Source organism: Shewanella algidipiscicola (assembly GCF_900380485.1).
GTDB lineage: Bacteria > Pseudomonadota > Gammaproteobacteria > Enterobacterales > Shewanellaceae > Shewanella > Shewanella algidipiscicola.
The window spans coordinates 485,746-508,618 of sequence record NZ_OXJV01000012.1; the positions used below are offsets into that span (position 1 = coordinate 485,746).

A 22,873-nucleotide genomic window follows, 5' to 3' on the forward strand; every position below is an offset into this window, starting at 1 on the left:
AGGGGGAATGACATTTAACCATCATAGATTAAGGACATTACTTTGAGTCAAGATGTGCGCTTAGCGTCTAAGGAAGCGAGTCAAATGCCTGTAGATGAATCGAGAGAAAATCGTATTCCGCCGGTGGACTCATCAGGTCGCTCCTCGGCCCATCGCCGGGCGGTATTGCCCTGGATTGGTGCCTTTTTAAAACCTTATCGCGCTCGAGTCATCGCCGCTATCGTATTTTTGTTTATTGGCTCCTTGGCCTGGCTGTCATTAGGGCAAGGCGTTCGCCTGATGGTGGATGAAGGGTTTTTGCAAGATAACAGCGAGCGACTCAACGAGATCATCCTCTTGGTGATTGGCATTACCGCGCTCAGTAGTTCGGCGATTTTTTGTCGTTTTTACCTAATGACTTGGCTCGGCGAGCGAGTCAGCGCCGATATTCGCCTTAAGGTGTACGATCATCTGCTTAAGCTGTCGCCGAGCTTTTACGCCAAACTCAGAACCGGTGAAGTGATCTCGCGTTTTACCGCCGACTCGACCCTGTTGCAATCTGTGGTGGGCTCGAGCCTCTCTATGGCCCTTAGGGCCAGTGTTACCGTGATTGGCGGCATAGTGATGATGACGATCACTAGCCTGAAGATGACCGCTTTAGTGCTGCTTGCCGTGCCTATGGTGCTAGGACCTATCTTTTTCTTTGGTCGTAAGGTGCGCGATTTATCACGCAAGAGCCAAGACAGGGTCGGCGATCTTGGTGCCTATGTAGATGAAACTCTTCACGAAATCCATACGGTGCAAGCCTATTGTCATGAGAACAGAGATCGCGAGCTATTTAATGAGCGTGTCGAAGCGGTCATGGATGCTGCCAAGGGGCGGATAAAATATCGCTCGATATTAATTTCGCTGGTGATGTTTTTAAGTATTTTAGCCATCGCGCTGGTCACTTGGGTCGGCGCCCATGATGTGATGCAAGGGGTTATCACCGCCGGTGAACTGTCGGCCTTTATGTTTTATGCGGTGATGGTGGCAGGCTCGGTGGCAACCATTAGTGAGGTGATTGGTGAGATCCAGCGCGCGGCGGGGGCTACCGAGCGCCTTATCGAGTTGGTTGAAGCCCCCATCGACATCCCGCTGCCTCTGCACCCACAATCTATGCCGGTTAAGGTGCGCGGCGAACTGCAACTGAACCGGGTCTGTTTTGTCTATCCTAGTGGCGATAATGAGGCCGGCGCGCAGGGTGATGAAAAGCTCGGCAATCAATGGGCTATCCGTAACCTTAGCCTGCAGATCCACAGCGGTGAACGGGTGGCGCTGGTGGGCGAAAGTGGTGCCGGCAAGAGCACCTTATTTGAATTATTACAGCGCTTTTACCCCCTTAACAGCGGCAGTATCTTATTGGATGGTATCGATATCGCTAATTTGTTGCCGCAGACCCTTAGGCAGCAGTTTGCACTGGTGCCACAAGAGTCGGTGATCTTTGCCACCAGTGTGTTAGAAAATGTGCGCTATGGCCGCCCCGACGCTAGCGAGCAGCAAGTGATCGATGCCTGTATCGCCGCTCATGCCAATGAGTTTATTGTCGATTTTCCTATGGGATATCACACCTATTTGGGGGAACGTGGCGTGCGCCTCTCTGGCGGACAAAAACAGCGTATCGCCATTGCGCGTGCCATATTAGCCGAGCGGCCCATTTTACTGCTCGATGAGGCCACCAGTGCGCTGGATGCCGTTAGCGAACATAAGGTTAAGCTGGCATTAGATACCTTAATGCAGGGGCGCACCACATTGATCATTGCCCATCGATTAGCCACAGTGCTTAATGCCGATCGTATCTTAGTGATGCAAAAAGGGGAGTTGGTTGCCAGTGGTACCCATTCAGAGTTGATGCAAAGCTGCGAGCTGTATCGTGAATTTGCCAGTTTGCAATTATTAACAGATGAACCTTAATCGTAAAGTCAGCGTATTAGGCACATAGTAGAGCAAGAATGGAATATGAGTGTGATAACCCATGACGGAGCTAAGTCGATGCGATTTTATCTATTATTAAGTACGTTAATCAGTGTGCTGTTTCTATCTGCTTGCACCAGTGTGCCCAGTGGTATTAAGCCTGTTGAGCAGTTTGAACTGCCACGTTATTTAGGAACCTGGTATGAGGTCGCCAGATTAGATCACAGCTTTGAGCGCGGCTTAACGCAAGTCACTGCCACCTACAGTATGCAAGCCGATGGTGGAGTTCGAGTGATTAATCGTGGTTTTTCAGTGGTGGAGCAAAGCTGGGATGACGCCGAAGGTAAAGCCTATTTTGTCGAAAGCCCCGATATTGGCCACCTTAAGGTCTCCTTTTTTGGCCCCTTCTACGGCGCTTATGTGGTTTATGAACTGGATAAAACCGATTATCAATATGCCTTTATCACCAGCTATAAGCGCGACTATTTATGGTTTTTATCGCGTACACCCAAGGTGAGCGATGCGCTAAAACAGCAGTTTGTGACGCAGGCCAAGCAGCTGGGATTTGCGGTCGATGAGATTATTTGGGTGCAGCAATAATGGCATGACAATATTTGTGCTTCACTGCCTAATGAACACAAGCAAGCTGGGGAGGCCATGAGCCCCCCCTTTTTATGAATCGCAGCCCTTGGTTATTTACGCAGCTCGCGGCGCAATATTTTCCCTACGGTGGACTTTGGCAGCGCGCTCATAAACTCAACGATTTTAGGCACTTTATAAGCCGTCAGTTGTTCGCGGCAATGGGCAAGGATACTCGCTTGGGTTGCCGTGATATCATCGCTTGGGGTACTTAGCACAATTGCTGCCTTTACCGCCTCACCACTGCGCGCATCCTCTACGCCAATCACGGCGCATTCGAGTACGGCTTCATGGGCGCTTAGCACCTCTTCAACCTCATTGGGGTAAACGTTAAAGCCTGAGACGATGATCATATCTTTTTTCCGGTCGACAATTTTGTGCATTCCTAAGTCAATCGCAAGAGCAATATCCCCCGTCTTAAAGAAGCCGTCACTTGTCATCACCTTGGCGGTTTCCGCTGGCATCTGCCAATAGCCGCTCATCACTTGTGGGCCTTTTACCGCTAGCTCCCCAGTGGCACCCAAGGGCACCTCGTTATCATCGAGGTCGAGGATCTTCACTTGGGTGTCGATAACCGGCTTACCTATGCTGCCTAGTTGCTCCAATCCTGGTGCGTTAAGTGAGACAACCGGTGAGGTTTCTGACAGGCCATAGCCTTCTGATATGGTGCAGCCCGTGGTGGATTGCCAAGCCGCGGCGGCGGCTTGGGTGAGTGCCGTGCCGCCGGAGATAGTGACTTTTAGGTGGCTAAAATCGAGGGCTTTAAACTCAGGCTGGTGGCAAAGGCCGACAAATAAGGTGTTGATCCCGGCAAATCCAGTAAAAGAATGTTCACTCAAGGTTTTGATTAACGATGAAATATCTCTAGGGTTTGGGATAAGCACCGAGCAACCACCGCGCTCAAAATAGACCACCAGATTCACCATAAAGGCGTAGATATGATAGATAGGCAGCGGTGCGACAAATATCTCTTCGCCTGCAATGAGTTTACTGCCAAGGCGAGATTTAACCTGCATCGCATTGGCGATAAGGTTGCCGTGGCTCAACATGGCGCCTTTAGAAAGCCCAGTCGTGCCGCCAGTGTATTGCAGCGCGGCTAGGTCGCTTAATGTGGTCTTCACTGGGGTGAAACTAAGCTGACTGCCTTGGGCCAACACATCATTAAAGGAGGTGGTGGCAAAGGGGGCGGCAGGTTGTGGCTGCTCGGCAATTAAATCTAATGCGTGGGTTGCGATAACCGTTTCAATGGCGGTGTTAGCGATGACGTTGGACAGTGTAGGTAGTAGGTCGCTCAGCACGACTAAGGCCTTAGCACCCGAATCATTATACTGATGAATGAGTTCACGCTCTGTGTATAGCGGATTGGTATTGACTAACACTAAACCTGCACGCAATGCCCCATAGGCAGCAATAACAAATTGGGTAATGTTAGGCAGCTGAATAGCGACACGATCGCCAACATTGAGCGAGGTATGGTGTTGCAGGTAGGCGGCAAAGTAGCGTGAGTCACGTTCGATATCGGCAAAGCTACTCGACTTACCTAAACAGACGTAGGCGGTGTTATCGCTATAGCGCTGCGCCGATTTTTCAATCAGATCACTTAACGATTGGTACTGGGTAAGGTTGACGTGGGTATCAACATCATATGCCATAGCGAGCCTCTAATTGTTATTAGTTTGCTAAAAATTAAACAGGTGTTTAGATTGTGCTAAAAGCGCGCTAAGGTCAACCGAAAATAGCCGATGAACTTTGAGACTTAAACTTTTTAAGTTGATGTATATATAGTGTTTTACGCTTAAGTGGGGATGCGGTACTGGTCAGACCTTTATCGCGACTGTTGCAGGCAGACGCGATAAAGTCTGGGGGAGTGATTACGCTGAAGTCAGGGTAAAAAACTGGCTTTGTTGAGTCACACTGTCGAGCGGATCGGCCAGATTCATCACTTTAAAGGTAATGGGCTGCTGACGTAATGCGCCATCGATTGGGGCATCTTTGCTGCGTTGTTGATACACAGTCAACGGGTAACTGAGCTGTTCTCCGGGTTGAACGGTAATTTCTACCTCGACCTCTTTATTGATAAAGTGACCTTGTTTGCTTTCAAGATAAATTAAGTATTGTTGTGAGTGCTGAGTTTTATTACGTATCTTGAGTGTATAGCTATTTTCGATACGGTTATCGGGGGCGATGCGATACAGATTTTGTCTGTCTCTTATCACATTGAGTTGGATCGCGTCGCGCTGATACAGATCAAAGGCAAATACGCTCAACATAATCGCCACTGCCGTACCATAACCAATAAACCGCCAAGAGTTGAGGCGCTGTACGGGCAAGCCTTTTTGCTCATTTTCACTGCTATAGCTTATCAAGTTACGCTCATAGCCGAACTTATCCATGGTTTGATTGCAGGCGTCAACACAGGCACCGCAGTTAATGCATTCATACTGTAAGCCATTACGAATATCGATTCCCGTTGGGCACACATCGACGCATAAATTGCAATCGACACAATCGCCAAGTTGGGTGGTTTGTTTGCGTTTTCTGGGGCCGCGAGACTCACCACGTTGGGCATTATAGGTCACAGTCAAGGTATTACTGTCGAACATGGCCGATTGAAAGCGTGAGTAGGGGCAACAATGTAAGCACATCAATTCGCGCATAAAACCGGCGTTGATATAGGTACACAGGGCAAAAAACCATACCCAGGCCGTTACCCAAAAACTGCCATTGAGAGTAAAAATTTGTGGATATAAGCTGCTTGCGGGCACGAAATAGGCGATAAATCCACAGCCAGTAAGCAGTGCCATTAAGCCCCATATTAGGTGTTTGCTAACCCGCTTGGTGAGCTTATTGAGACTCCAGGGGGCTTTATCTAAGGCGTAACGTTTATTGCTGTTGCCCTCTATCTGCTTTTCCACCCAGACAAACATAAAGCTCCAACTGGTTTGCGGGCAAAAATAGCCACACCATACCCGCCCCCAAAATACGGTAATAAAAAACAGTAAAAATGCGGCAATAATAAATACCCACGCCATTAGGGTAAAATCTTGTGGCCATAGTGTCGTGCCAAAAAAATTAAACTGCTGGTTTTCTACATCAAATAAAATAGCTTGCTGGCCTTGGTAACGAATGAAAGGCACTAAGAAGAAACATAAGATCAACAGGCTGTTGAGGCCGGTTCGCAGTCGTTGAAAGTCACCTTTTTGCTCTTTGATATGGATCTTGCCCTTTTCGCTGGGGATAAAGGTCACCGCTATCGGTTCGCCATTTGACGAAGTGGCCGAATTGGCCGGGGTTGAGGTGGACCGTGAGTTCACACTTTGTGTCATGATTAAGGTTCCGCGCTATACATATTGGAAAAAGTATCGCGGTATTTGCAAGTTCAGCACCAATTTACATATTATTTAACCTATTGATAATAAGTTATTTTTTTTGAGTTAAATTGACCGGGATCGCGATATATCGCGCTTTGTCGATATATCGCGAAAAAAGAGGCAGGCGTTAACCTTAACTTGGTCGGTGAATATTGAGCTTTTTCATACGCGAGCGTAGGGTACTGGCCGGTAATCCCAGCACTTGAGCGGCACCCTGCGCCCCGGAAATACGCCAACCTAACTGTTGTAGGGTGCGGCGAATATGGGCGGCTTCCACTTGCTCTAAGGTTTGTCCGTGTGTCGACACCGCATTGGCGGTATCGACTTGCAGGGCGGGAATTTGTAATACCTGTCCCTGAGACAAAATACTCTGGCGCTCTATCACATTTTGCAGCTCCCTTACATTCCCCGGCCAACTGTAGGCCATCAGGTGGCTCAAGCCTTTATTACTGACCCCTTTAATTTTTTTGCCGAGTTTTTTATTGAGGTTGGCGACGATATGGCTCACTAAGGTGGGGATATCCTGTAAACGCTCACGCAATGGCGGCACATGCAGCGGAAACACATTAAGGCGATAATAGAGATCCATCCGAAATAGCCCCTGCTGCACACGTTTAAGTAAGTCGTGGTGGGTCGCAGTCACTAGGCGAATATCCACCTTAATGGTCGTGCTACTGCCGACCCGCTCAAACTCTTGCTCTTGCAATACTCTTAACAGCTTAGATTGGGCCTCGAGGGACAATTCGGCAACCTCATCGAGAAACAAGGTGCCTTGGTGAGCCAATTCGAATCGCCCCTTGCGCCGAGTCGTTGCCCCGGTAAACGCGCCTTTTTCATGGCCAAACAGTTCACTTTCCAGCAAGGTGGGTGAAAATGCGGCGCAGTTGACGCTCACCAGAGGCTTATCACTGCGTTCGCTGAGTTTATGAATATTGCGTGCGACCAGCTCTTTACCTGTGCCATTTTCGCCGCTGATTAGCACTGTACTATTGGTATTGGCGACCAGCTTAATTTGTTGAATAAGGCGTAAAATCGGTTCGCTTTCACCAGAGATACTCACATCGCCCGTGTGGCTAGCCAATTCCATTTGCAGGTAATCGTTTTCGCTGGCCAACTTTTCCGATAAGGCCTGCACCTGCTCTAATGCCTGGCGCAGTGAGTCTTCGGTTTGTTTCTGCATGCTAATGTCGCGAAATATCGCGACTACACCGATCAGCTGTTGCTGCTTATACACTGGGGTTGTGGTGTAATGTACCGGAAAACTGCTGCCATCTTTACGCCAAAACAGTTCATGACTGATCTCCCGTGCAATACCGTCGTGCATGGTGTTGTAGATGGGACAATCTTCTTGAGGATAATGGCTACCATCGGCATGGCTGTGATGATGGTGGTTGTGAATATTTTTACCCAGCAGCTCTTGTGCTGTCCAGCCGGTCATGCGCTCGGCTGCAGGATTGATAAATACCGCATTGCCTGCTAAATCAAAGCCGTAGATCCCTTCGCCCACGGCATTTAGCAATAATTTGTTTTCGGGCAGAAAGTCCACATGAGCTTCGCTAGTGGGCGCTAAAGAGGATGAACACATAAAGATACTCGCAGCAGAAATCAACTTGAACAACAGTGTACTTCAGCTCACGAGATATCGCGACTTTTTATCTTGCAAGACTGTTATCTTACCATTAATTAGTCGCCCCGTATCAATGCGCCCGTAATAGGCTCAGTACCTCGTGGTAATCGAGTACGCGCGATAACGCTATGCCTTGGGGATATTGAGGGCTAAAGAGTATCGTAAAGGGGATACCATAGGCATTATGCTGAGCTAAAAAAGCCTCAATCACGGGGTCGCTTCGGGTTAAGTCGCCCAGCATCAATACCATATTATCGCGCTTGAGTAACTTGACCACCGCCTCACGATGCAACACGCGGTCTTTATTGCCTTTGCAGATAATGCACCAATCGGCGCTGACATCGACAAATACCGCATTGCCCTGCTTAACCAGCGCGGGTATCTCTTTTGCGACTAAGGGTTGCCATATCAATTGTTTATAGGCGTTAATGTCTTCGCGTGGGTAAATAAAATAGGTCACGGCGGCGTTGATTGCGGTAAAACATAGCAGTAATAGCAGTACCGCTGTTGGGATCTGGGTGCCGCGTGCTTTTTTAACGCTAAGAAAAATAATCAAGCCAATAAGCAAGCTTAGTGTGAGCGCGCTGATAGTGAGGATGGTGTGCATGATAACCAGTGAAAGTGATTGATGAGGCTAGTCTAGCAAACATCAACGCCTGAATTGAAATAATCAGTACATCACAGATCTTTTGCACCTATGGCTGAATGTTTGTAAGCTGCCGGCTTGCGATGCCAAGGCAGATAAACGGGTAAGTGTTACTCAGGGCTATCGAATTAACCAAATGATATTAAATCAATAATCGAGCTTTAATAGAGGAAGCAGGATGAGTGTGAGTGCTTGGCTAGGTTTGCTGGCCATCTGTTGTTTGGGCGCCATGTCGCCCGGGCCAAGTTTAGCTATGGTGGTGCGGCATACCTTAGGTGGCGGCCGTGCTAAGGGGATTGTCTGCGCGTGGGCGCACTCTATTGGCATTGGGGTGTATGCCTTGGTCACTTTGCTTGGCCTTGGGGTGTTACTTAAGCAAGCGCCGCTGGTGTTTAATGGCATTGCCATTTTAGGCGCGCTCTATTTAGCCTATATCGGCGTGCAGGCGTTGCGTTCTAAGGGGGGGATGTCGGACAAGCTCTCGGCAGGCAAAGCCACTAGCACCCTTACCGCCGCGCGTGACGGGCTGGCTATTTCACTGTTTAACCCTAAGATTATGCTGTTTTTTTTGGCGCTGTTTAGTCAATTTGTGTTAGCGGCCGATAACCTCTGGGGGCAATCTTTAATCGTGTTAACGCCATTGGTGGTCGATGGGCTCTGGTATACCTTAATTGCATTACTGCTGTCGCATCGGTCAGTGTTACCCAAATTACGGGCGAATGCGCGCACCATAGATAGGCTCTCTGGTGTCGTGCTGATTTTATTGGCTATCAGGGTACTCGTTACGATTTAAGCTCCCTGAAACCGTTTGCTTTGCAAGCGCACATTGTATAAATAGTGAGAAATGGGCAAAGTGCTAGGGGGATATCGTTGTGGGGGTTATGGCGGAGAAATCGTAAACTTAATCATGAGTTAACTTAACCCGATTAACTATGCCACCGCTTACCTTAGCAGCAAGGCGATGGCATACAAGGTTACATCGGGTGATTAGCCTTTAAAGACTTGCACCGCTTCATCTTTCACAGGCTCGCTCTGGGCGGGTGACTGAGTATTAATGTGGTCATCGAGATTGTCATTTAACATATCGCGGTATTCTTTGCTAAACCACTCTAGTGCATTGTTTTTTTCAGCTGCTAAATTAGATGATTTGATTGATGCTTCAAATGCATTAAAACGAGCGGCCGCAAAACGCAGCGCCGTGCCGACTTTACCGACATCTTGCTCTTGGCCGCTAAGCTCGTTAGCAAGGGCAATAAATTGATCGGCTAATTCAAAAATAGTGGTTTCTTTTTGCTGTTCTGACATGCTGTTGGCTCACGATTGAGTGAATGTAATAGGCGGATATTAACTTAAATTAGCCAACAGTGAATCATTGAATGTGGCTTTATGAGATCAAATTGGCAAATTGCCGTGATTGATCGCTTGTCTCAATTCTTCACTATTCCTCCAAGTTAAGGTGTATTAGTTGTTCGGATCGCTGTCGACGACCACTTGGCCATTGCGAGAGTCGTAATAGATGCTTAAGTCTTTATTGTTATTAAACTCATAACGGCACTGATTAATGGCAATATAATTGGCTTTGTAATCTGTCTTCTCACTGCTATCGAAGCTCGACACGCTAGGCTCATCGCCTTGGTAAAGGGTTTGCCATACGGAAATACAATCTTCGACATTATCGAGTGAGGGAGAGGACTCGTTATCGGTGAAATAGTGTTGAGCAGGCCATCCCGCGGCATTAAAATCCATCTGGCCCGATTCAGCCTCTCCAAAAGTGGGCAGGTTTTCAGCTGGGCCTGAGCCTACACGGGTGGCCCAAACGGCATGAGCAAGGTTAATTCCCGCTTTAAATGCACCGCCTGTGGCTTTTACGCTGGCAATTTGAGCGTCTTGAGAGACATTTAAAAATTTAGGTAGGGCGGTGATCGCCAGTACCCCTAACACGATAATCACCACGACGAGCTCAATTAAGGTAAAACCAGGCTGTTGCTTTTGAGATTTCATGGTGGATACGTCCTAATAAAAATAAAGTTGCAGGCGGGCCATTCATAGCGCTTTAAACGTTTGCAGCTATAGGGCGTTATGGCAAATGATACATTAGTAATTAATTTTAATCGTTTTTTAACTTAAAGAGAAGAGTATGGATCATATCGCAAACTGGGATGACTTTATTCTGCAGCAGTCACAATTGGACTATTTTATTCAGCTGCAAGATTTTGTTGCGACCGAGCGCGCTGTGGGTAAAGCCATTTATCCTAGTGATGATGAGGTATTTAATGCCTTTAACTTAACGCCACTGAACAAGGTGAGCGTGGTGTTGATTGGGCAGGACCCTTACCATGGTGCAGGGCAAGCCCACGGTTTATGCTTTTCGGTAAAGCCAGGCATTAAGACGCCACCTTCATTAGTTAATATCTACAAAGAGCTAGCGACGGACATTCCCGGATTTAGCCTGCCTAATCATGGTGATTTACGCCAGTGGGCTGCCCAAGGCGTATTGATGTTAAATACGGTATTAACGGTTGAGCAGGGTAAAGCGCACTCTCATGCGAAAGCGGGCTGGGAAACCTTTACCGATAATGCCTTAGCACTGCTTAATGCCCAGCCACAACCAATCATATTTGTGTTGTGGGGAGCCCATGCGATTAAAAAAGCGAAGTGGATCACTCAAGGGCATCACCAAAAGCTAACGGGGCCACACCCTTCGCCGTTATCGGCGTATCGTGGTTTTTTCGGTTGTGCTCATTTCTCTAAAATCAATGAGTTACTTTTGCAACACGGGCAACCCGTTATCGACTGGCAAGTCTAACGCATTGGCATCAACAGAGATAATTCCTACTTGCCGTCAGGCTAATAGGTCATTATATTTATCTGTATTGTCATCATGAGTTAGGCAAAGGATGTTTAACGCTTGGTGAGGGTTTGAATCAATTTCAAGTAGCGAATTATCGGGTTAAATTACTGCGGTTAATCAATGGTTGATGCTGGAAATAGTGAGTTACAGTGGAGCCTGTGCTACGCTATTGGCTGTGATGTTGTAGCGACTTTAATTCACTTATTATATGAACCTGTTAAAACTCACCATTGGGTATTAATCGATAGGCCAGTGACTTAATTTGCTCGTAATGACAAGTTAACCACTGCCAATAAGTTTAACCCTAGGGTTTTATTAATAAGCTAAGATGGCTTAGATGGGCGTGAATATGGATATCAGGACGAAGCGAGGAACGCTTGTTCGTTGGAATAATGAACAAAGAGTGGGTTTTATCGCCCCAGATGATGGGTCAGATGAACTGCGCATACTCGGCGCTAATTTACTACCTTATGAGCATACACCTCAAGAAGGGCAGGCCGTTGTTTATCGCCAGTGGAAAGATAGACTTCGCGGCATCAAGGTGATCAAGGGAGAGATAGACTTAGGTCATCCCATCAAACTCACCTCACCTTTCGATAATCCTATTAACTCGATTGGCATAGATACCATAAGTTGGCAGCTTAAGGTTGGACTGGTGGTATGTGCGCTGGTGTTAGCCAGTTTACTTTATCTATTGATGATCAATTACGAGCTTAGTGCCGACGGGACTCAACCGCCAGCAGGATTATTTCCGGCAGGTTCTGAGCACTACATTGGCAAGCAAATACTGCCCAACGCCAATTTTAGTTGTGATACCCGTAAGCAATGTTTACAGATGACCTCGTGCCAAGAAGCACAATATTTTGTGCAGCACTGCCCAGGTTTTGAAAAAATGGTTGGTGAAATGCCCTGTGAAAAACTCTGGTGTAAGATGTAAGTTGCTGTGAACGATTGGTTTGATTACATCCTTTTATTCGATAGGTTAAGGTTTGATTTAAGATTAAAGGCGCAAAGGTAATACCTTAGCGCCTTACGTTGTGACAATTGCATTCTGTCGCTTCAGCACCCGTATTCAGTGTCCATCATAGTATGCGCTCGCCATCTTTACCTTATTATTGGTTTTTTGCTAGGCGGTAATGCTCGGCTAAGGCTCCAGTGATCCGTTTGCCGTCTTGATCTAGCATAAATAATTGGTTCTCGCCGACTTGAAACTGCATAGGAGTTGCATCGTTAGTTAGGCTAATCGCGCTGCCTCGTTCGTTCCAAGTAAAGTTACCCTCCTCGATAATCGGCTCGTCAGACTCTCCTAGATAACGCTGCGTTAAACGATAACTAAGATCGGCATTGAGCACTAAGTGCGTCTCTATCCCGCCACAACTGGCGCAAGGCAGTACGCCCGAGTATTCTCCCGGCCAATCTAAGGCATTTTGGCTATTGTCGCCGATGGATACCGCAGACTCGCTGGTGATCTCTGACGCTGTAGGTGCTGCCGGAGCGGGGGATTCTGGGTTGCAAGCGGCGAGAGTTAGCGCGCCGAATAAGATCAGCTGTGGCTTCATAAAAACTCCTTAAAGGTCAATGACGATGTAATACATTATATTTGTTCGGTATTTATCAAATTCAAGAGATGCTTGCTCTCTGCTTTAATGCTAGTTACGCACCATTCACTATGCGCGTTGGGGTAATAATCATAGGCAAGGGCACGTCCCAATGCTCACAAGGTAAGTGGCTGACTTGCTGGCAGTCATGGGCATAACCTACAGGTAATGGTTTGCCCATGAGCGGCCAATAGGCAAGGGTACGGTCATAGTACCCTCCGCCCATGCCCATACGATTACCATTGGCATCAAAGGCCACTAATGGGGTGATCACCATATCCAGTTGATGGGGCAGACGCATCTGAGTGATCGCCAGCTTGGGTTCGAGTATACCGAGGCGGTTTTTGATTAATGGGGAGTCGACTCGATAGGCGAGAAAGATAAGGTTGCCTGGCGAAAAGGGATGCAATCTAGGTAGATACACCTCAATCCCTCGTTGCCACAGGGCGTCAATTAAGGGCTGGGTATCGAGTTCACCATCATTTGCCAAATACAGTGCCAACCTTTTTACGCCGCGCTCGGTGATCAACTGTATGGCTCGTTGGCACGCTTGGTTGGCAAACTGGTTCTGCTGCTCAATGGAAAGGGCTTTACGGGCTGCTCGCACTTGAGCGCGCAGCGTTTGGCGTGAGATAAGCATAGGTGTAGTGGATGACAATAGGGGTCTCAATGGCATACTTCCTGTAAAATGTCTGGTTAACCGCTGCTCTGTAAAGTGTGGCCGTTAGGCTGAGCGCTCAGTGTAGCGTCAGGCAGGCTATCGATTCAATGGATAAAGTATTCTCAAACCATAAGCGCTTCAAGATGGGTAATTTGCTGAGTGCCTTAGTTTGTGATGCAACAGGTGTAAAAAAGCCACCGCAGGTTAAGGCGATGGCTTAATTATTTAAATTGCTCCCCAAGGCGTTGTTACCTGTGTAGCCCTTGAACCCATAAGCGTTTCAAGATGGGTAATTTGCTGAGTGCCTTAGTTTGTGATGCAACAGGTGTAAAAAAGCCACCGCAGGTTAAGGCGATGGCTTAATTATTTAAATTGCTCCCCAAGGCGTTGTTACCTGTGTAGCCCTTGAACCCATAAGCGTTTCAAGGTGGGTAACTTGCTGGTGTAAAAAAGCCACCGCAGGTTAAGGCGATGGCTTAATTATTTGAATTGCTCCCCAAGGTGCCGTTACCGGTGTAGCCCTTGAACCGTAGGTTCAAGGCGGGTAAATGATTAACTCCTAAGGCTTCTCGGTTCGAGCCGAGCTTGCGCAATGTCATTAAAACATTCACCCTGAGTTTGTAAATATCGGCACAGGGACATAACCGACTCACGCACACCACAGGGAGCAAAAACGTTGTATCGATACTCAGTGAGTATCAGCTAATTAATGCATCAACTAGCTTAGTCTTCTTTAGTTGAGCGCTCAACTAGCGCACTTTCTAAGGTCGACTGTAGCAGACCAATTTTATCATCCATCTGCTTTATATAATCTTGATTTTTCTTCTGTTCTTCTAACAGTTCATAGCCGATATTCAATGCGGCCATGATGGCAATCTCTTCCCGACTCAAATTGTTGGTGCGGGTACGAAGGGTGCTTAACTGTTTTTCCAGTTTTGCCGCTACATGACGCAAAGCATCTTCTTGACCTATAGGGCAAGCGATGGAGTAGGTCCGGCCTAATAAGCTAATCTCTATAGCATGGCTACTCATTTGCTGATGTAGATCCTTTTATCGTGTTGTTGAGCGGACTATATCGGTCTGTATCTTAAAGTGCAATAACACTTGGGTGCTAATAACACTTTGTTAGATTAAATGTTGTTTAGATAACCAATCACAGGCGCCTTGTGCGATAAATGGTGCTAAATCGCGTCGTTTATGGTGAAAATCTCGCCAATAGGCCTTAGCCATTATGTCGTTTTTTTCACCATCAATAAGCAAGCCAGTTGGGCTTAATGCGTGGCATCTAGGTCACGTTTTTAATCTTGGTCGATGTGGTCAATTCTGCTAGCATGTGTACAGATAAAATATGATTGGAAATTAGTTATGGCAACGCCTCCCTCTTTAAGTATCGATAGTCTATTAGCCGAGCTCAATGGCGCTGAAATTGCTCAACATCCGGTAGAAGTTCATGGTTCGCTAGTGGGGCTTATTTGTGGCGGAGTGGGGCAAGCGAAAAGCGAATGGTTAAAGTCACTATTAGAGTTAATTAATGATGGCCAATTACCGCCGCCATCGCTGACTCAACTGCTCGAAGAGCTCTACCAAGATACTGTGGCGCGGATCACCGATGCCGACTTTGGCTTTACGCCAATGGCTCCCGAAGAGGAGGAGCCGCTTAATAAGCGGGTTGAAGCACTCTCGTTATGGGTACAAAGCTTCTTAACGGGGTTGGCGATTGTGCAGCCTAAACTCAATCGCGCCTCTAAAGATGTCAAAGAGGTGATCAATGATCTGGCCGAAATCGCCCTGGTAGAATTTGACGTGGCCGACGATGATGAGTCTGAGGCGGCCTACATAGAGCTGATGGAGTTTTCGCGCATGGCGGCACTGCTGTGCTACGCCGAATTTGGCCCACAGCCGAGTGAGATCACAGATCAAGACCCTAAAATTCATTAAGATTGCCAACAGCAAAAGTCACGGCAGGTGCCGCTAAGTATCTGCCTAAATAGAGAAACTGAATGACCGCGTCTCAGACCACAGTTGATTTTGATATCGCCATTGTTGGCGGCGCCATGGCCGGTGCCACGTTAGCCTTAGGGCTAGCCAAACTGGCGCAGGAGCTCAAGCGTCCGTTAAAGGTCGCTTTGATTGAAGCCAGCCGTCCCGGTGGTCTGCATCCCGGTTTTGACGCCCGCTCAATCGCCATAGCGCAAGGCTCTATTTTTGAGCTGACCCGATTAGGCATCTGGCCTGAATTGGCGCATTTGGGCACCCCAATCGGCAACATTCACGTGTCCGATCGTGGTCATTTCGGCATGACCACCCTCAATGCTAGCGACTTTCACCTGCCTTACTTAGGGCAAGTGGTCGAGCTAGAGCGTGTAGGCGCCGCGTTATTTGAACTCTTAGAGAAACAGCAGATTAGCCTGTATTGCCCGGCTAAGTTAGCCAGCATTCGCGCCGATATCGACGCCAATTATTTGCTGCTTGATGATGGTCGCGAACTCAGCGCTAAGCTGGTGGTGGCTGCCGATGGGCTTAACTCGGTCGTCAGACGTGACTTTGCCTTGCCCCTTGAGCAAGTGGATTTCGAGCAGGTGGCGGTGGTGGCGAATATCGGCATCGACAAGCCCCATGGGCAATGGGCTTATGAGCGCTTTACCGACTCAGGCCCATTAGCCTTGCTGCCTATGGCCAATGTTGATGGTCAGGCTCGCATGTCTTTAGTGTGGGCATTGTCGCCCGCCATGGCGCAGCAAATGTTAACCTGCTCTAAATCGACCTTCTTAGCCAGTTTGCAGCAGGCCTTTGGCTATCGATCAGGGCAATTTATCGAGGTTGGAGAGCGCCACGCTTATCCGCTTAAGTTGTCGTCAATGCCGCGGCCTATCTATCAGCGCACCCTATTTATTGGTAACGCCGCCCAAACCTTACACCCTATTGCCGGTCAAGGGTTTAACCTTGGGCTGCGTGATTTAGTCTGCGTTATCGATGCGGTGCGCGGCGCGCTATTAGCTGGAGACGATCTTGGCGGCGCTAAGCTGACCCATCACTATTTAGCTCAGCGCAGTCAAGACAGGGCATCGACCATTAACAATGTCGAGTTTTTGGTGCGCGGCTTCTCTAATCAACACTGGCCGCTGGTGGCCGGACGTAATATAGGGCTGCGCCTCTTGTCGTGGTGTCCGCCGCTAAAAACGCCCATTGCCCGCCAAGCCATGGGATGGAAATCCCCTACAACTTCAGCCTCGTAGCGATAAAGGATACCTCTATGTTCAGCACTCAAACCTATGATGTAGCCATTGTTGGCGGTGGTATGGTGGGACTGGCCACGGCCATCGGCTTAGCGATGGAGTCGCTGCGGGTGGTGGTTATCGATGCTGGTGAAACCCAAGCCGTGTCGGGCGAGGCGCGTATGCGCGTCAGTGCGATTAACAAGGCCAGTCAACGTTTGCTTACCCACCTTGGTGCTTGGGCCTATGTCGATGAGGCGCGCATGGGGCCATACCAAAAAATGGCGGTGTGGGACAAAGACGGCCTAGGTAAAATTGGTTTCGACGCCCACAGTATCAGCGAGCAAACCTTAGGCAGCATCATTGAAAATGACAATATCAGCCACGCACTGGCTAGCCGTGCGGCCGAGCTTGATGAGATAACCCATCTTGAAAACCGCCGCCTCGACAAAATTGCCTTTGGCGAGCGCGAAGCATGGCTCACCTTAGACAATGGCGATAACCTGTCGGCGGCCCTCGTGATAGGCGCCGATGGAGCCAACTCTTGGGTGCGCGAACAGTGCAAGATCCCGATGACCTTTTGGGATTATGGCCACCACGCCATTGTCGCTACGGTGCGCACCGAATTGCCTCACAATGACACTGCACGGCAGGTGTTTTTACAAGATGGCCCATTGGCCTTTTTACCCCTGTTTGAAGCTAACCTCTGCTCTATCGTCTGGTCGGTGCCGCCAACAAAGGCACAAGCCTTACTCGACGGCGATGCGGTGCAGTTTGAGCGCAGCCTTACCGCGGCTTTCGACGGTAAGCTAGGCATGTGCAAGCTCGAAAGCGAGCCACAGGCTTTTCCACTGCGCATGCGTTATGCGCGCCACTTTGCCCGCCACCGCTTATTGCTGGCAGGCGACGCGGCTCATACCATACATCCATTGGCGGGGCAGGGGGTTAACCTTGGGTTTCTTGATGCTGCGGCCATTATCGAAACCCTGAGTGAGCTTAAGCGTACGGGTAAAGATTTGGGCGACTATGCCAATTTACGCGCCCTTGAACGTTGGCGTAAAGCCGATGCGCTGGAGATGATTGCCGCAATGGAAGGCTTTAAGCGCCTCTTCGATGGGGCGAACCCAGTGAAACAAGCACTGCGAGATTTGGGGCTTAATTTGGTTGATAATTTTTCTCCTGTGAAAACACTGTTTATGCAACAGGCGATGGGCAATAAAAACCGTCTGCCAGCCCTGTGTAAATAAGCATCGCTGAAAATAAATTAGATTTACTTTTTATTTAAATACAGTGGTTTATAGTGTTTTTGTGGTGTTGTTTTTTGATGCTGTAAAAAAGCTACAATTAACGCATAAGGAAAAGTAATGCTAAATGGGGTCGGATTAGAAAAATCTCTTATATACAAAACTGTGACGCAAGGTATAATTTCGCCGCATTTTGATACCATTGACCCGTCTTAGCAGGCGACACAGTCGATGCATCATATTCGACGCAATTGATGCAAAAATTCATCTTTGCAATCACATCCTGACCCAACGTACCCTACGTTCAGGTGTGTCTATAAATAAAGCACACCTAGGTGTCGCATAGCTAAAACCACAGGTGGAAACGGGATCTTATCCGAGCCTCTCGGTGAGTCCAGTTATCAATGTATTTCAGCCATGTTGTCGCCGTCAGGTAAGACCCGAAAAGGGCATAAAGAAGAGATAATAATGGCTAATAAAACTGTACTCTTTAACAAGCACTTGGAATCTAATGCCAAGATGGTCGACTTCCACGGTTGGGAAATGCCGATTAACTACGGCTCTCAAATCGAAGAGCACCATGCTGTACGTCAAGACGCAGGTATGTTTGACGTCTCTCATATGACAGTGGTTGACGTAATTGGCACTCAAGCCTGTGAATTTCTGCGTAAACTGTTGGCAAACGACGTTGCCAAACTCACCGTACCGGGTAAAGCGCTTTACTGCGGTATGCTAGACCACAATGCTGGCCTTATCGACGACCTCATTACCTATTATCTCGACGACACCCATTACCGTATTGTGGTTAACTCTGCGACCCGTGAAAAAGACCTCGCTTGGATTGCTGAGCAAGTGAAGGGCTTTGATGTCACCATTACCGAACGTCCAGAGTTGGCGATGATTGCCGTGCAAGGCCCTAACGCCAAGGCGAAAGCTGCCAGCGTGTTTACCGCCGAGCAAAACGCCGCCGTAGAGGGGATGAAACCTTTCTTTGGGGTGCAGTCGGGGTCACTGTTTATTGCTACCACAGGTTACACAGGTGAAGCGGGCTACGAGATCATTGTGCCACAAGAGGAAGCGGGTGCATTGTGGCAAGCGCTACTGGATAACGGCGTTAAGCCATGTGGCTTAGGCGCGCGTGATACCCTGCGTTTAGAAGCGGGTATGAACTTATATGGCCTAGACATGGACGAAAGCGTTAACCCGCTCGAAGCCAATATGGCATGGACTATTGCCTGGGAGCCAAGTGATCGTGACTTTATTGGCCGCGAAGCATTAAGTGCCATCAAAGCGGCGGGTACCCATAAGCAAGTGGGCCTAGTGATGGAAGCCAAAGGGGTGATTCGCCCGGGGATGGCCGTGTTCTTTACCGATGCGAACGGCGAAGAGCAGCAAGGGGTTATCACAAGCGGTACATTCTCTCCGACCTTAGGCTATTCTATTGCCATGGCACGCTTGCCCAATTCTGTTGGCGATGTCGCAGAAGTAGAGATGCGTAAAAAGCGCGTGCCTGTTAAAGTCATAGCCCCTGGCTTTGTGCGTAACGGTAAACAAGTATTCTAATTTTTTAGCTTAACTTACACATTGTCTGATTAGTCAAAATTGAGTATTACGGAAAAAGGATTAAAAATAATGAGCAATATTCCAGCTGAACTAAAGTACGCTTCTTCACACGAATGGATCCGCAAAGAAGCAGACGGTTCTTACACTGTCGGCATCAGTGAGCACGCCCAAGAGCTGCTAGGTGACATGGTATTTGTTGAGCTACCAGAAGTGGGTGACACAGTCACCGCCGGTGAAGACTGCGCCGTGGCCGAGTCGGTTAAAGCCGCCTCTGATATCTACGCGCCAATTTCTGGCGAAGTGATTGCCGTCAACGAATCATTAGAAGATTCTCCAGAGCTCGTTAACAGCGACGCATACGGCGACGGTTGGTTCTTCCGCGTGATGCCATCTGACGAGTCTGAAGTTGACAGCCTACTTGATGCCGAAGGGTATCAAGAAGTTATCGACGAAGAGTAAGCGTCGAGCCCCTAAAGCCCCATGCCTAAACGACATGGGGTTTTTCGTTATACCGCCCTACATTAAAAATGAGACCGGTAACACCGCCCCCTACAGGCAGGATACTGGCAAATATGGAACTAGGTTTATCATGACCACAGAAACTCTCACTCAGTTAGAGCAGCACGAACTCTTTATCCGTCGCCACATAGGACCGGACAGCGCAGAACAGCAAGAGATGTTGAACTTCGTTGGTGCAGAATCTTTAGAAGATTTAACACAGCAGATCGTACCTGAGTCGATTCGTCTAGGCCGCGACCTTGCTGTTAGCCCAGCATGTGGCGAAGCCGAAGGTATGGCCGCGATTCGCGCCATTGCCGATAAAAACAAGGTGTTTAAAAGCTACATAGGTATGGGTTACCACGGCACGCTAGTGCCAAGTGTTATCCAGCGTAATGTGTTTGAAAACCCAGGTTGGTACACCGCGTACACTCCATATCAGCCAGAGATCGCTCAAGGTCGTCTAGAAGCCATTTTAAACTTCCAGCAGGTGTCGATGGACCTAACCGGTCTTGATTTAGCCTCAGCTTCATTGCTAGACGAAGCCACCGCAGCAGCCGAAGCCATGGCGCTGGCGAAACGTGTCTCTAAGGCCAAGAAAGCCAATATCTTTTTTGTTGCCGATGATGTGTTCCCGCAAACCCTCGATGTGGTGAAAACCCGCGCCGAGTGTTTTGGCTTTGAAATTGTCACCGGCCCTGCCGAAGATGCCGTTAACTACGATCTGTTTGGCGCACTATTCCAATACACTAACCGTCACGGTCAAATTCGCGATTTCACTGCGCTTTTTGCTGCACTAAAAGAGAAAAAAGCGGTCGTGACCGTCGCCGCCGACATCATGTCGCTAGTGATGCTTAAATCACCAGGAGCCATGGGCGCCGATGTGGTTTTTGGTAGCGCCCAGCGTTTTGGCGTGCCCATGGGCTTTGGCGGCCCACACGCCGCATTCTTCGTCTCGCGTGACGAGCACAAGCGGTCACTGCCGGGTCGTATTATTGGGGTGTCGCAAGATGCACGCGGTAACCGCGCGCTGCGTATGGCGATGCAAACCCGTGAGCAACATATTCGCCGCGAAAAAGCCAACTCAAACATCTGTACAGCACAGGTACTCTTGGCCAACATGGCTTCGTTCTACGCCGTATACCATGGCCCACAAGGGCTAAAAACGATTGCACAGCGTATCAACCGCTTAACTGATATCTTAGCCGCAGGCCTTAAAGCCAAAGGCGTCGAGCTGGTTAACAACACTTGGTTCGATACCCTGTCATTTAAGGTCGCCGACAGCGCCGCTGTGATAGCGCGTTCGGTCGCGGCAGAGCTTAACTTGCGTGTCGATAGTGATGGCATTCTTGGGGTCAGCATCTCTGAGCCTACCACTCGTGCCGATATCGCTCAGCTATTTGATGTGATTTTAGGTGAAGGTCATGGCTTAGACGTTGCTGCAATGGATGCCGACATCGTCGCCAATGGCAATAGTTCAATACCAGCTGAGTTGGTGCGCACCGACGCTATCTTGACTCATCCAACTTTTAATCGCTACCACAGCGAAACCGAGATGATGCGTTATATCAAGCGTCTCGAAAACAAAGACTTAGCCCTAAACCACTCGATGATCTCGCTAGGCTCATGCACCATGAAGCTAAATGCCGCCACCGAGATGATGCCAGTCAGTTGGGCCGAGTTTGGCAATATGCACCCATTCTGCCCACAAGACCAAGCTCAAGGTTATGGAGAGCTGCTCGAGCAGTTGTCTGCATGGCTTGTTGATATCACAGGTTATGACGCCGTTTGCCTACAGCCTAACTCAGGCGCACAGGGCGAATACGCGGGTCTATTAGCCATTAAGAAGTACCATGAATCCCGTGGCGATGCGCACAGAAATATCTGTCTTATCCCACAATCGGCTCACGGTACTAACCCAGCTTCAGCCCAGCTTGCAGGCATGAAAGTGGTGGTGACCGCGTGCGATAAAGCCGGTAACGTCGACATGGAAGACTTGAAAGCCAAAGCCGCCGAAGTGGCCGATAACCTTTCTTGCATCATGATCACCTACCCATCGACCCACGGTGTGTATGAAGAGACCGTGCGCGAGATCTGCGACGTCATTCACAGCCATGGCGGCCAAGTCTACCTAGACGGAGCTAACATGAACGCGCAGGTGGGCTTAACGACTCCTGGTTTCATCGGCGCCGATGTATCGCACCTTAACCTACATAAAACCTTCGCGATCCCACATGGCGGCGGCGGACCCGGTATGGGCCCTATTGGTGTTAAGGCTCACCTTGCGCCTTTTGTTGCGGGTCACACCGTGGTTAAACATGGCCGCGAATCAGACAACAACGGCGCAGTATCGGCTGCACCATATGGTAGCGCCAGCATTTTGCCTATCACTTGGATGTACATTAAGTTATTGGGTTTCCAAGGCTTAAGACAATCGACTCAAGTGGCACTGCTTAACGCTAACTACATGATGAAGAAGCTATCAGCCCATTACCCTGTGCTGTACACAGGCCGTAATGATCGCGTGGCTCACGAGTGCATCATAGATCTGCGTCCGCTTAAAGATGCTTCTGGCGTCACAGAAATGGATATCGCTAAGCGTCTAAACGACTATGGTTTCCACGCGCCAACCATGAGCTTCCCGGTTGCAGGCACCTTAATGATTGAGCCAACGGAATCTGAGTCTAAAGTCGAGCTAGACAGATTCATCGATGCGATGATCTCAATTCGCGGCGAAATCGCCCGAGTCGAAGCTGGCGAGTGGCCAGTGGACAACAATCCACTGCACAACGCGCCGCACACCATGGCTGACATCATGGATAGCGAGTTTGACTCACGTCCGTACAGCCGTGAACTGGCGGTATTCCCAAGTGCTGCAGTTAAGGCGAACAAGTTCTGGCCAACGGTTAACCGTATCGACGATGTTTACGGCGACCGTAATCTGATGTGTTCTTGTGCACCTTTATCTGACTACGAATAAAGATAATGGCTACTTGGCCTCGATAATACGGCTTCAGCTTAAGCTTTT

General features: G+C 48.8%; 20 protein-coding genes and 1 other RNA gene. 11 read left to right on the forward strand and 10 right to left on the reverse strand.

Features of this window, described 5'->3' with window-relative positions; genetic code table 11:
* Nucleotides 1-84: 84 nt before the first annotated feature.
* Together DN599_RS09665 and DN599_RS09670 are read left to right on the forward strand one after the other, a co-directional pair.
* Nucleotides 85-1,932 carry an ABC transporter transmembrane domain-containing protein gene (locus DN599_RS09665; RefSeq protein WP_110457537.1) on the forward strand — a complete coding sequence of 616 codons (1,848 nt, stop codon included), beginning with the start codon at nt 85-87 and terminating at the stop codon, nt 1,930-1,932.
* A 78-nt stretch (nt 1,933-2,010) separates the two neighbouring features.
* On the forward strand, nt 2,011-2,532 hold the full coding sequence (locus DN599_RS09670; RefSeq protein WP_110457391.1) for a lipocalin family protein: 522 nt from the start codon (nt 2,011-2,013) through the stop codon (nt 2,530-2,532).
* A gap of 92 nt (nt 2,533-2,624) precedes the next feature.
* On the opposite strand, the gene DN599_RS09675 is transcribed toward DN599_RS09670, so the two are convergent.
* The 4 genes from DN599_RS09675 to DN599_RS09690 form a co-directional block, all read right to left on the reverse strand.
* Complete coding sequence (locus DN599_RS09675) at nt 2,625-4,223, reverse strand: AMP-binding protein (RefSeq protein WP_110457392.1); 1,599 nt, start codon at nt 4,221-4,223, stop codon at nt 2,625-2,627.
* Between the two features lie 219 nt (nt 4,224-4,442).
* The gene (gene ccoG / locus DN599_RS09680) at nt 4,443-5,897 is read right to left on the reverse strand and encodes a cytochrome c oxidase accessory protein CcoG (RefSeq protein WP_110457393.1); all 1,455 of its coding nucleotides are present in this window, start codon (nt 5,895-5,897) and stop codon (nt 4,443-4,445) included.
* Between the two features lie 178 nt (nt 5,898-6,075).
* Nucleotides 6,076-7,527, reverse strand: coding sequence for a sigma-54 interaction domain-containing protein (locus DN599_RS09685; protein WP_110457394.1), 1,452 nt, complete (start codon nt 7,525-7,527; stop codon nt 6,076-6,078).
* A 112-nt stretch (nt 7,528-7,639) separates the two neighbouring features.
* Nucleotides 7,640-8,176 carry a thioredoxin family protein gene (locus DN599_RS09690; protein ID WP_110457395.1) on the reverse strand — a complete coding sequence of 179 codons (537 nt, stop codon included), beginning with the start codon at nt 8,174-8,176 and terminating at the stop codon, nt 7,640-7,642.
* Between the two features lie 217 nt (nt 8,177-8,393).
* On the opposite strand from DN599_RS09690, the gene DN599_RS09695 reads away from it, so the two are divergent.
* Complete coding sequence (locus tag DN599_RS09695) at nt 8,394-9,008, forward strand: LysE family translocator (RefSeq protein ID WP_110457396.1); 615 nt, start codon at nt 8,394-8,396, stop codon at nt 9,006-9,008.
* 194 nt (nt 9,009-9,202) lie between these two features.
* On the opposite strand, the gene DN599_RS09700 is transcribed toward DN599_RS09695, so the two are convergent.
* Together DN599_RS09700 and DN599_RS09705 are read right to left on the reverse strand one after the other, a co-directional pair.
* On the reverse strand, nt 9,203-9,520 hold the full coding sequence (locus DN599_RS09700) for a DUF3144 domain-containing protein (RefSeq protein WP_110457397.1): 318 nt from the start codon (nt 9,518-9,520) through the stop codon (nt 9,203-9,205).
* Between the two features lie 156 nt (nt 9,521-9,676).
* The gene (locus DN599_RS09705; RefSeq protein ID WP_110457398.1) at nt 9,677-10,216 is read right to left on the reverse strand and encodes a prepilin-type N-terminal cleavage/methylation domain-containing protein; all 540 of its coding nucleotides are present in this window, start codon (nt 10,214-10,216) and stop codon (nt 9,677-9,679) included.
* A 136-nt stretch (nt 10,217-10,352) separates the two neighbouring features.
* On the opposite strand from DN599_RS09705, the gene ung reads away from it, so the two are divergent.
* Together ung and DN599_RS09715 are read left to right on the forward strand one after the other, a co-directional pair.
* Nucleotides 10,353-11,021, forward strand: a complete 669-nt coding sequence (gene ung, locus DN599_RS09710) for a uracil-DNA glycosylase (protein WP_110457399.1) — start codon at nt 10,353-10,355, stop codon at nt 11,019-11,021.
* Nucleotides 11,022-11,415: 394 nt separating this feature from the next.
* A complete protein-coding gene (locus DN599_RS09715) occupies nt 11,416-12,003 on the forward strand; it encodes a cold-shock protein (protein WP_162599188.1) in 588 nt (195 codons plus the stop codon).
* 175 nt (nt 12,004-12,178) lie between these two features.
* Here DN599_RS09715 and DN599_RS09720 read toward each other — a convergent pair whose 3' ends face one another.
* The 4 genes from DN599_RS09720 to DN599_RS09735 form a co-directional block, all read right to left on the reverse strand.
* Nucleotides 12,179-12,625, reverse strand: a complete 447-nt coding sequence (locus tag DN599_RS09720; RefSeq protein WP_110457401.1) for a copper resistance protein NlpE — start codon at nt 12,623-12,625, stop codon at nt 12,179-12,181.
* A 94-nt stretch (nt 12,626-12,719) separates the two neighbouring features.
* A complete protein-coding gene (locus DN599_RS09725) occupies nt 12,720-13,340 on the reverse strand; it encodes a 5-formyltetrahydrofolate cyclo-ligase (protein WP_110457402.1) in 621 nt (206 codons plus the stop codon).
* Between the two features lie 474 nt (nt 13,341-13,814).
* Nucleotides 13,815-13,995, reverse strand: a non-coding RNA gene (gene ssrS / locus DN599_RS09730) — 6S RNA.
* 53 nt (nt 13,996-14,048) lie between these two features.
* On the reverse strand, nt 14,049-14,357 hold the full coding sequence (locus DN599_RS09735; RefSeq protein WP_110457403.1) for a cell division protein ZapA: 309 nt from the start codon (nt 14,355-14,357) through the stop codon (nt 14,049-14,051).
* Nucleotides 14,358-14,690: 333 nt separating this feature from the next.
* Here DN599_RS09735 and DN599_RS09740 point away from each other — a divergent pair, with 333 nt between their 5' ends.
* The 6 genes from DN599_RS09740 to gcvP all read left to right on the forward strand — a co-directional run bounded on the left by DN599_RS09740 (nt 14,691) and on the right by gcvP (nt 22,825).
* The gene (locus DN599_RS09740; RefSeq protein ID WP_110457404.1) at nt 14,691-15,263 is read left to right on the forward strand and encodes a UPF0149 family protein; all 573 of its coding nucleotides are present in this window, start codon (nt 14,691-14,693) and stop codon (nt 15,261-15,263) included.
* A 62-nt stretch (nt 15,264-15,325) separates the two neighbouring features.
* Complete coding sequence (gene ubiH, locus DN599_RS09745; protein WP_110457405.1) at nt 15,326-16,561, forward strand: 2-octaprenyl-6-methoxyphenyl hydroxylase; 1,236 nt, start codon at nt 15,326-15,328, stop codon at nt 16,559-16,561.
* A 17-nt stretch (nt 16,562-16,578) separates the two neighbouring features.
* Nucleotides 16,579-17,787, forward strand: a complete 1,209-nt coding sequence (locus DN599_RS09750) for an FAD-dependent monooxygenase (protein WP_110457406.1) — start codon at nt 16,579-16,581, stop codon at nt 17,785-17,787.
* A 465-nt stretch (nt 17,788-18,252) separates the two neighbouring features.
* Complete coding sequence (gene gcvT, locus DN599_RS09755) at nt 18,253-19,347, forward strand: glycine cleavage system aminomethyltransferase GcvT (protein WP_110457407.1); 1,095 nt, start codon at nt 18,253-18,255, stop codon at nt 19,345-19,347.
* A gap of 69 nt (nt 19,348-19,416) precedes the next feature.
* Entirely contained in the window at nt 19,417-19,806 is a 390-nt protein-coding gene (gcvH, locus tag DN599_RS09760) for a glycine cleavage system protein GcvH (protein WP_110457408.1), read from the forward strand.
* Nucleotides 19,807-19,936: 130 nt separating this feature from the next.
* Complete coding sequence (gene gcvP, locus DN599_RS09765; protein ID WP_110457409.1) at nt 19,937-22,825, forward strand: aminomethyl-transferring glycine dehydrogenase; 2,889 nt, start codon at nt 19,937-19,939, stop codon at nt 22,823-22,825.
* The last annotated feature ends 48 nt before the right edge of the window (nt 22,826-22,873 follow it).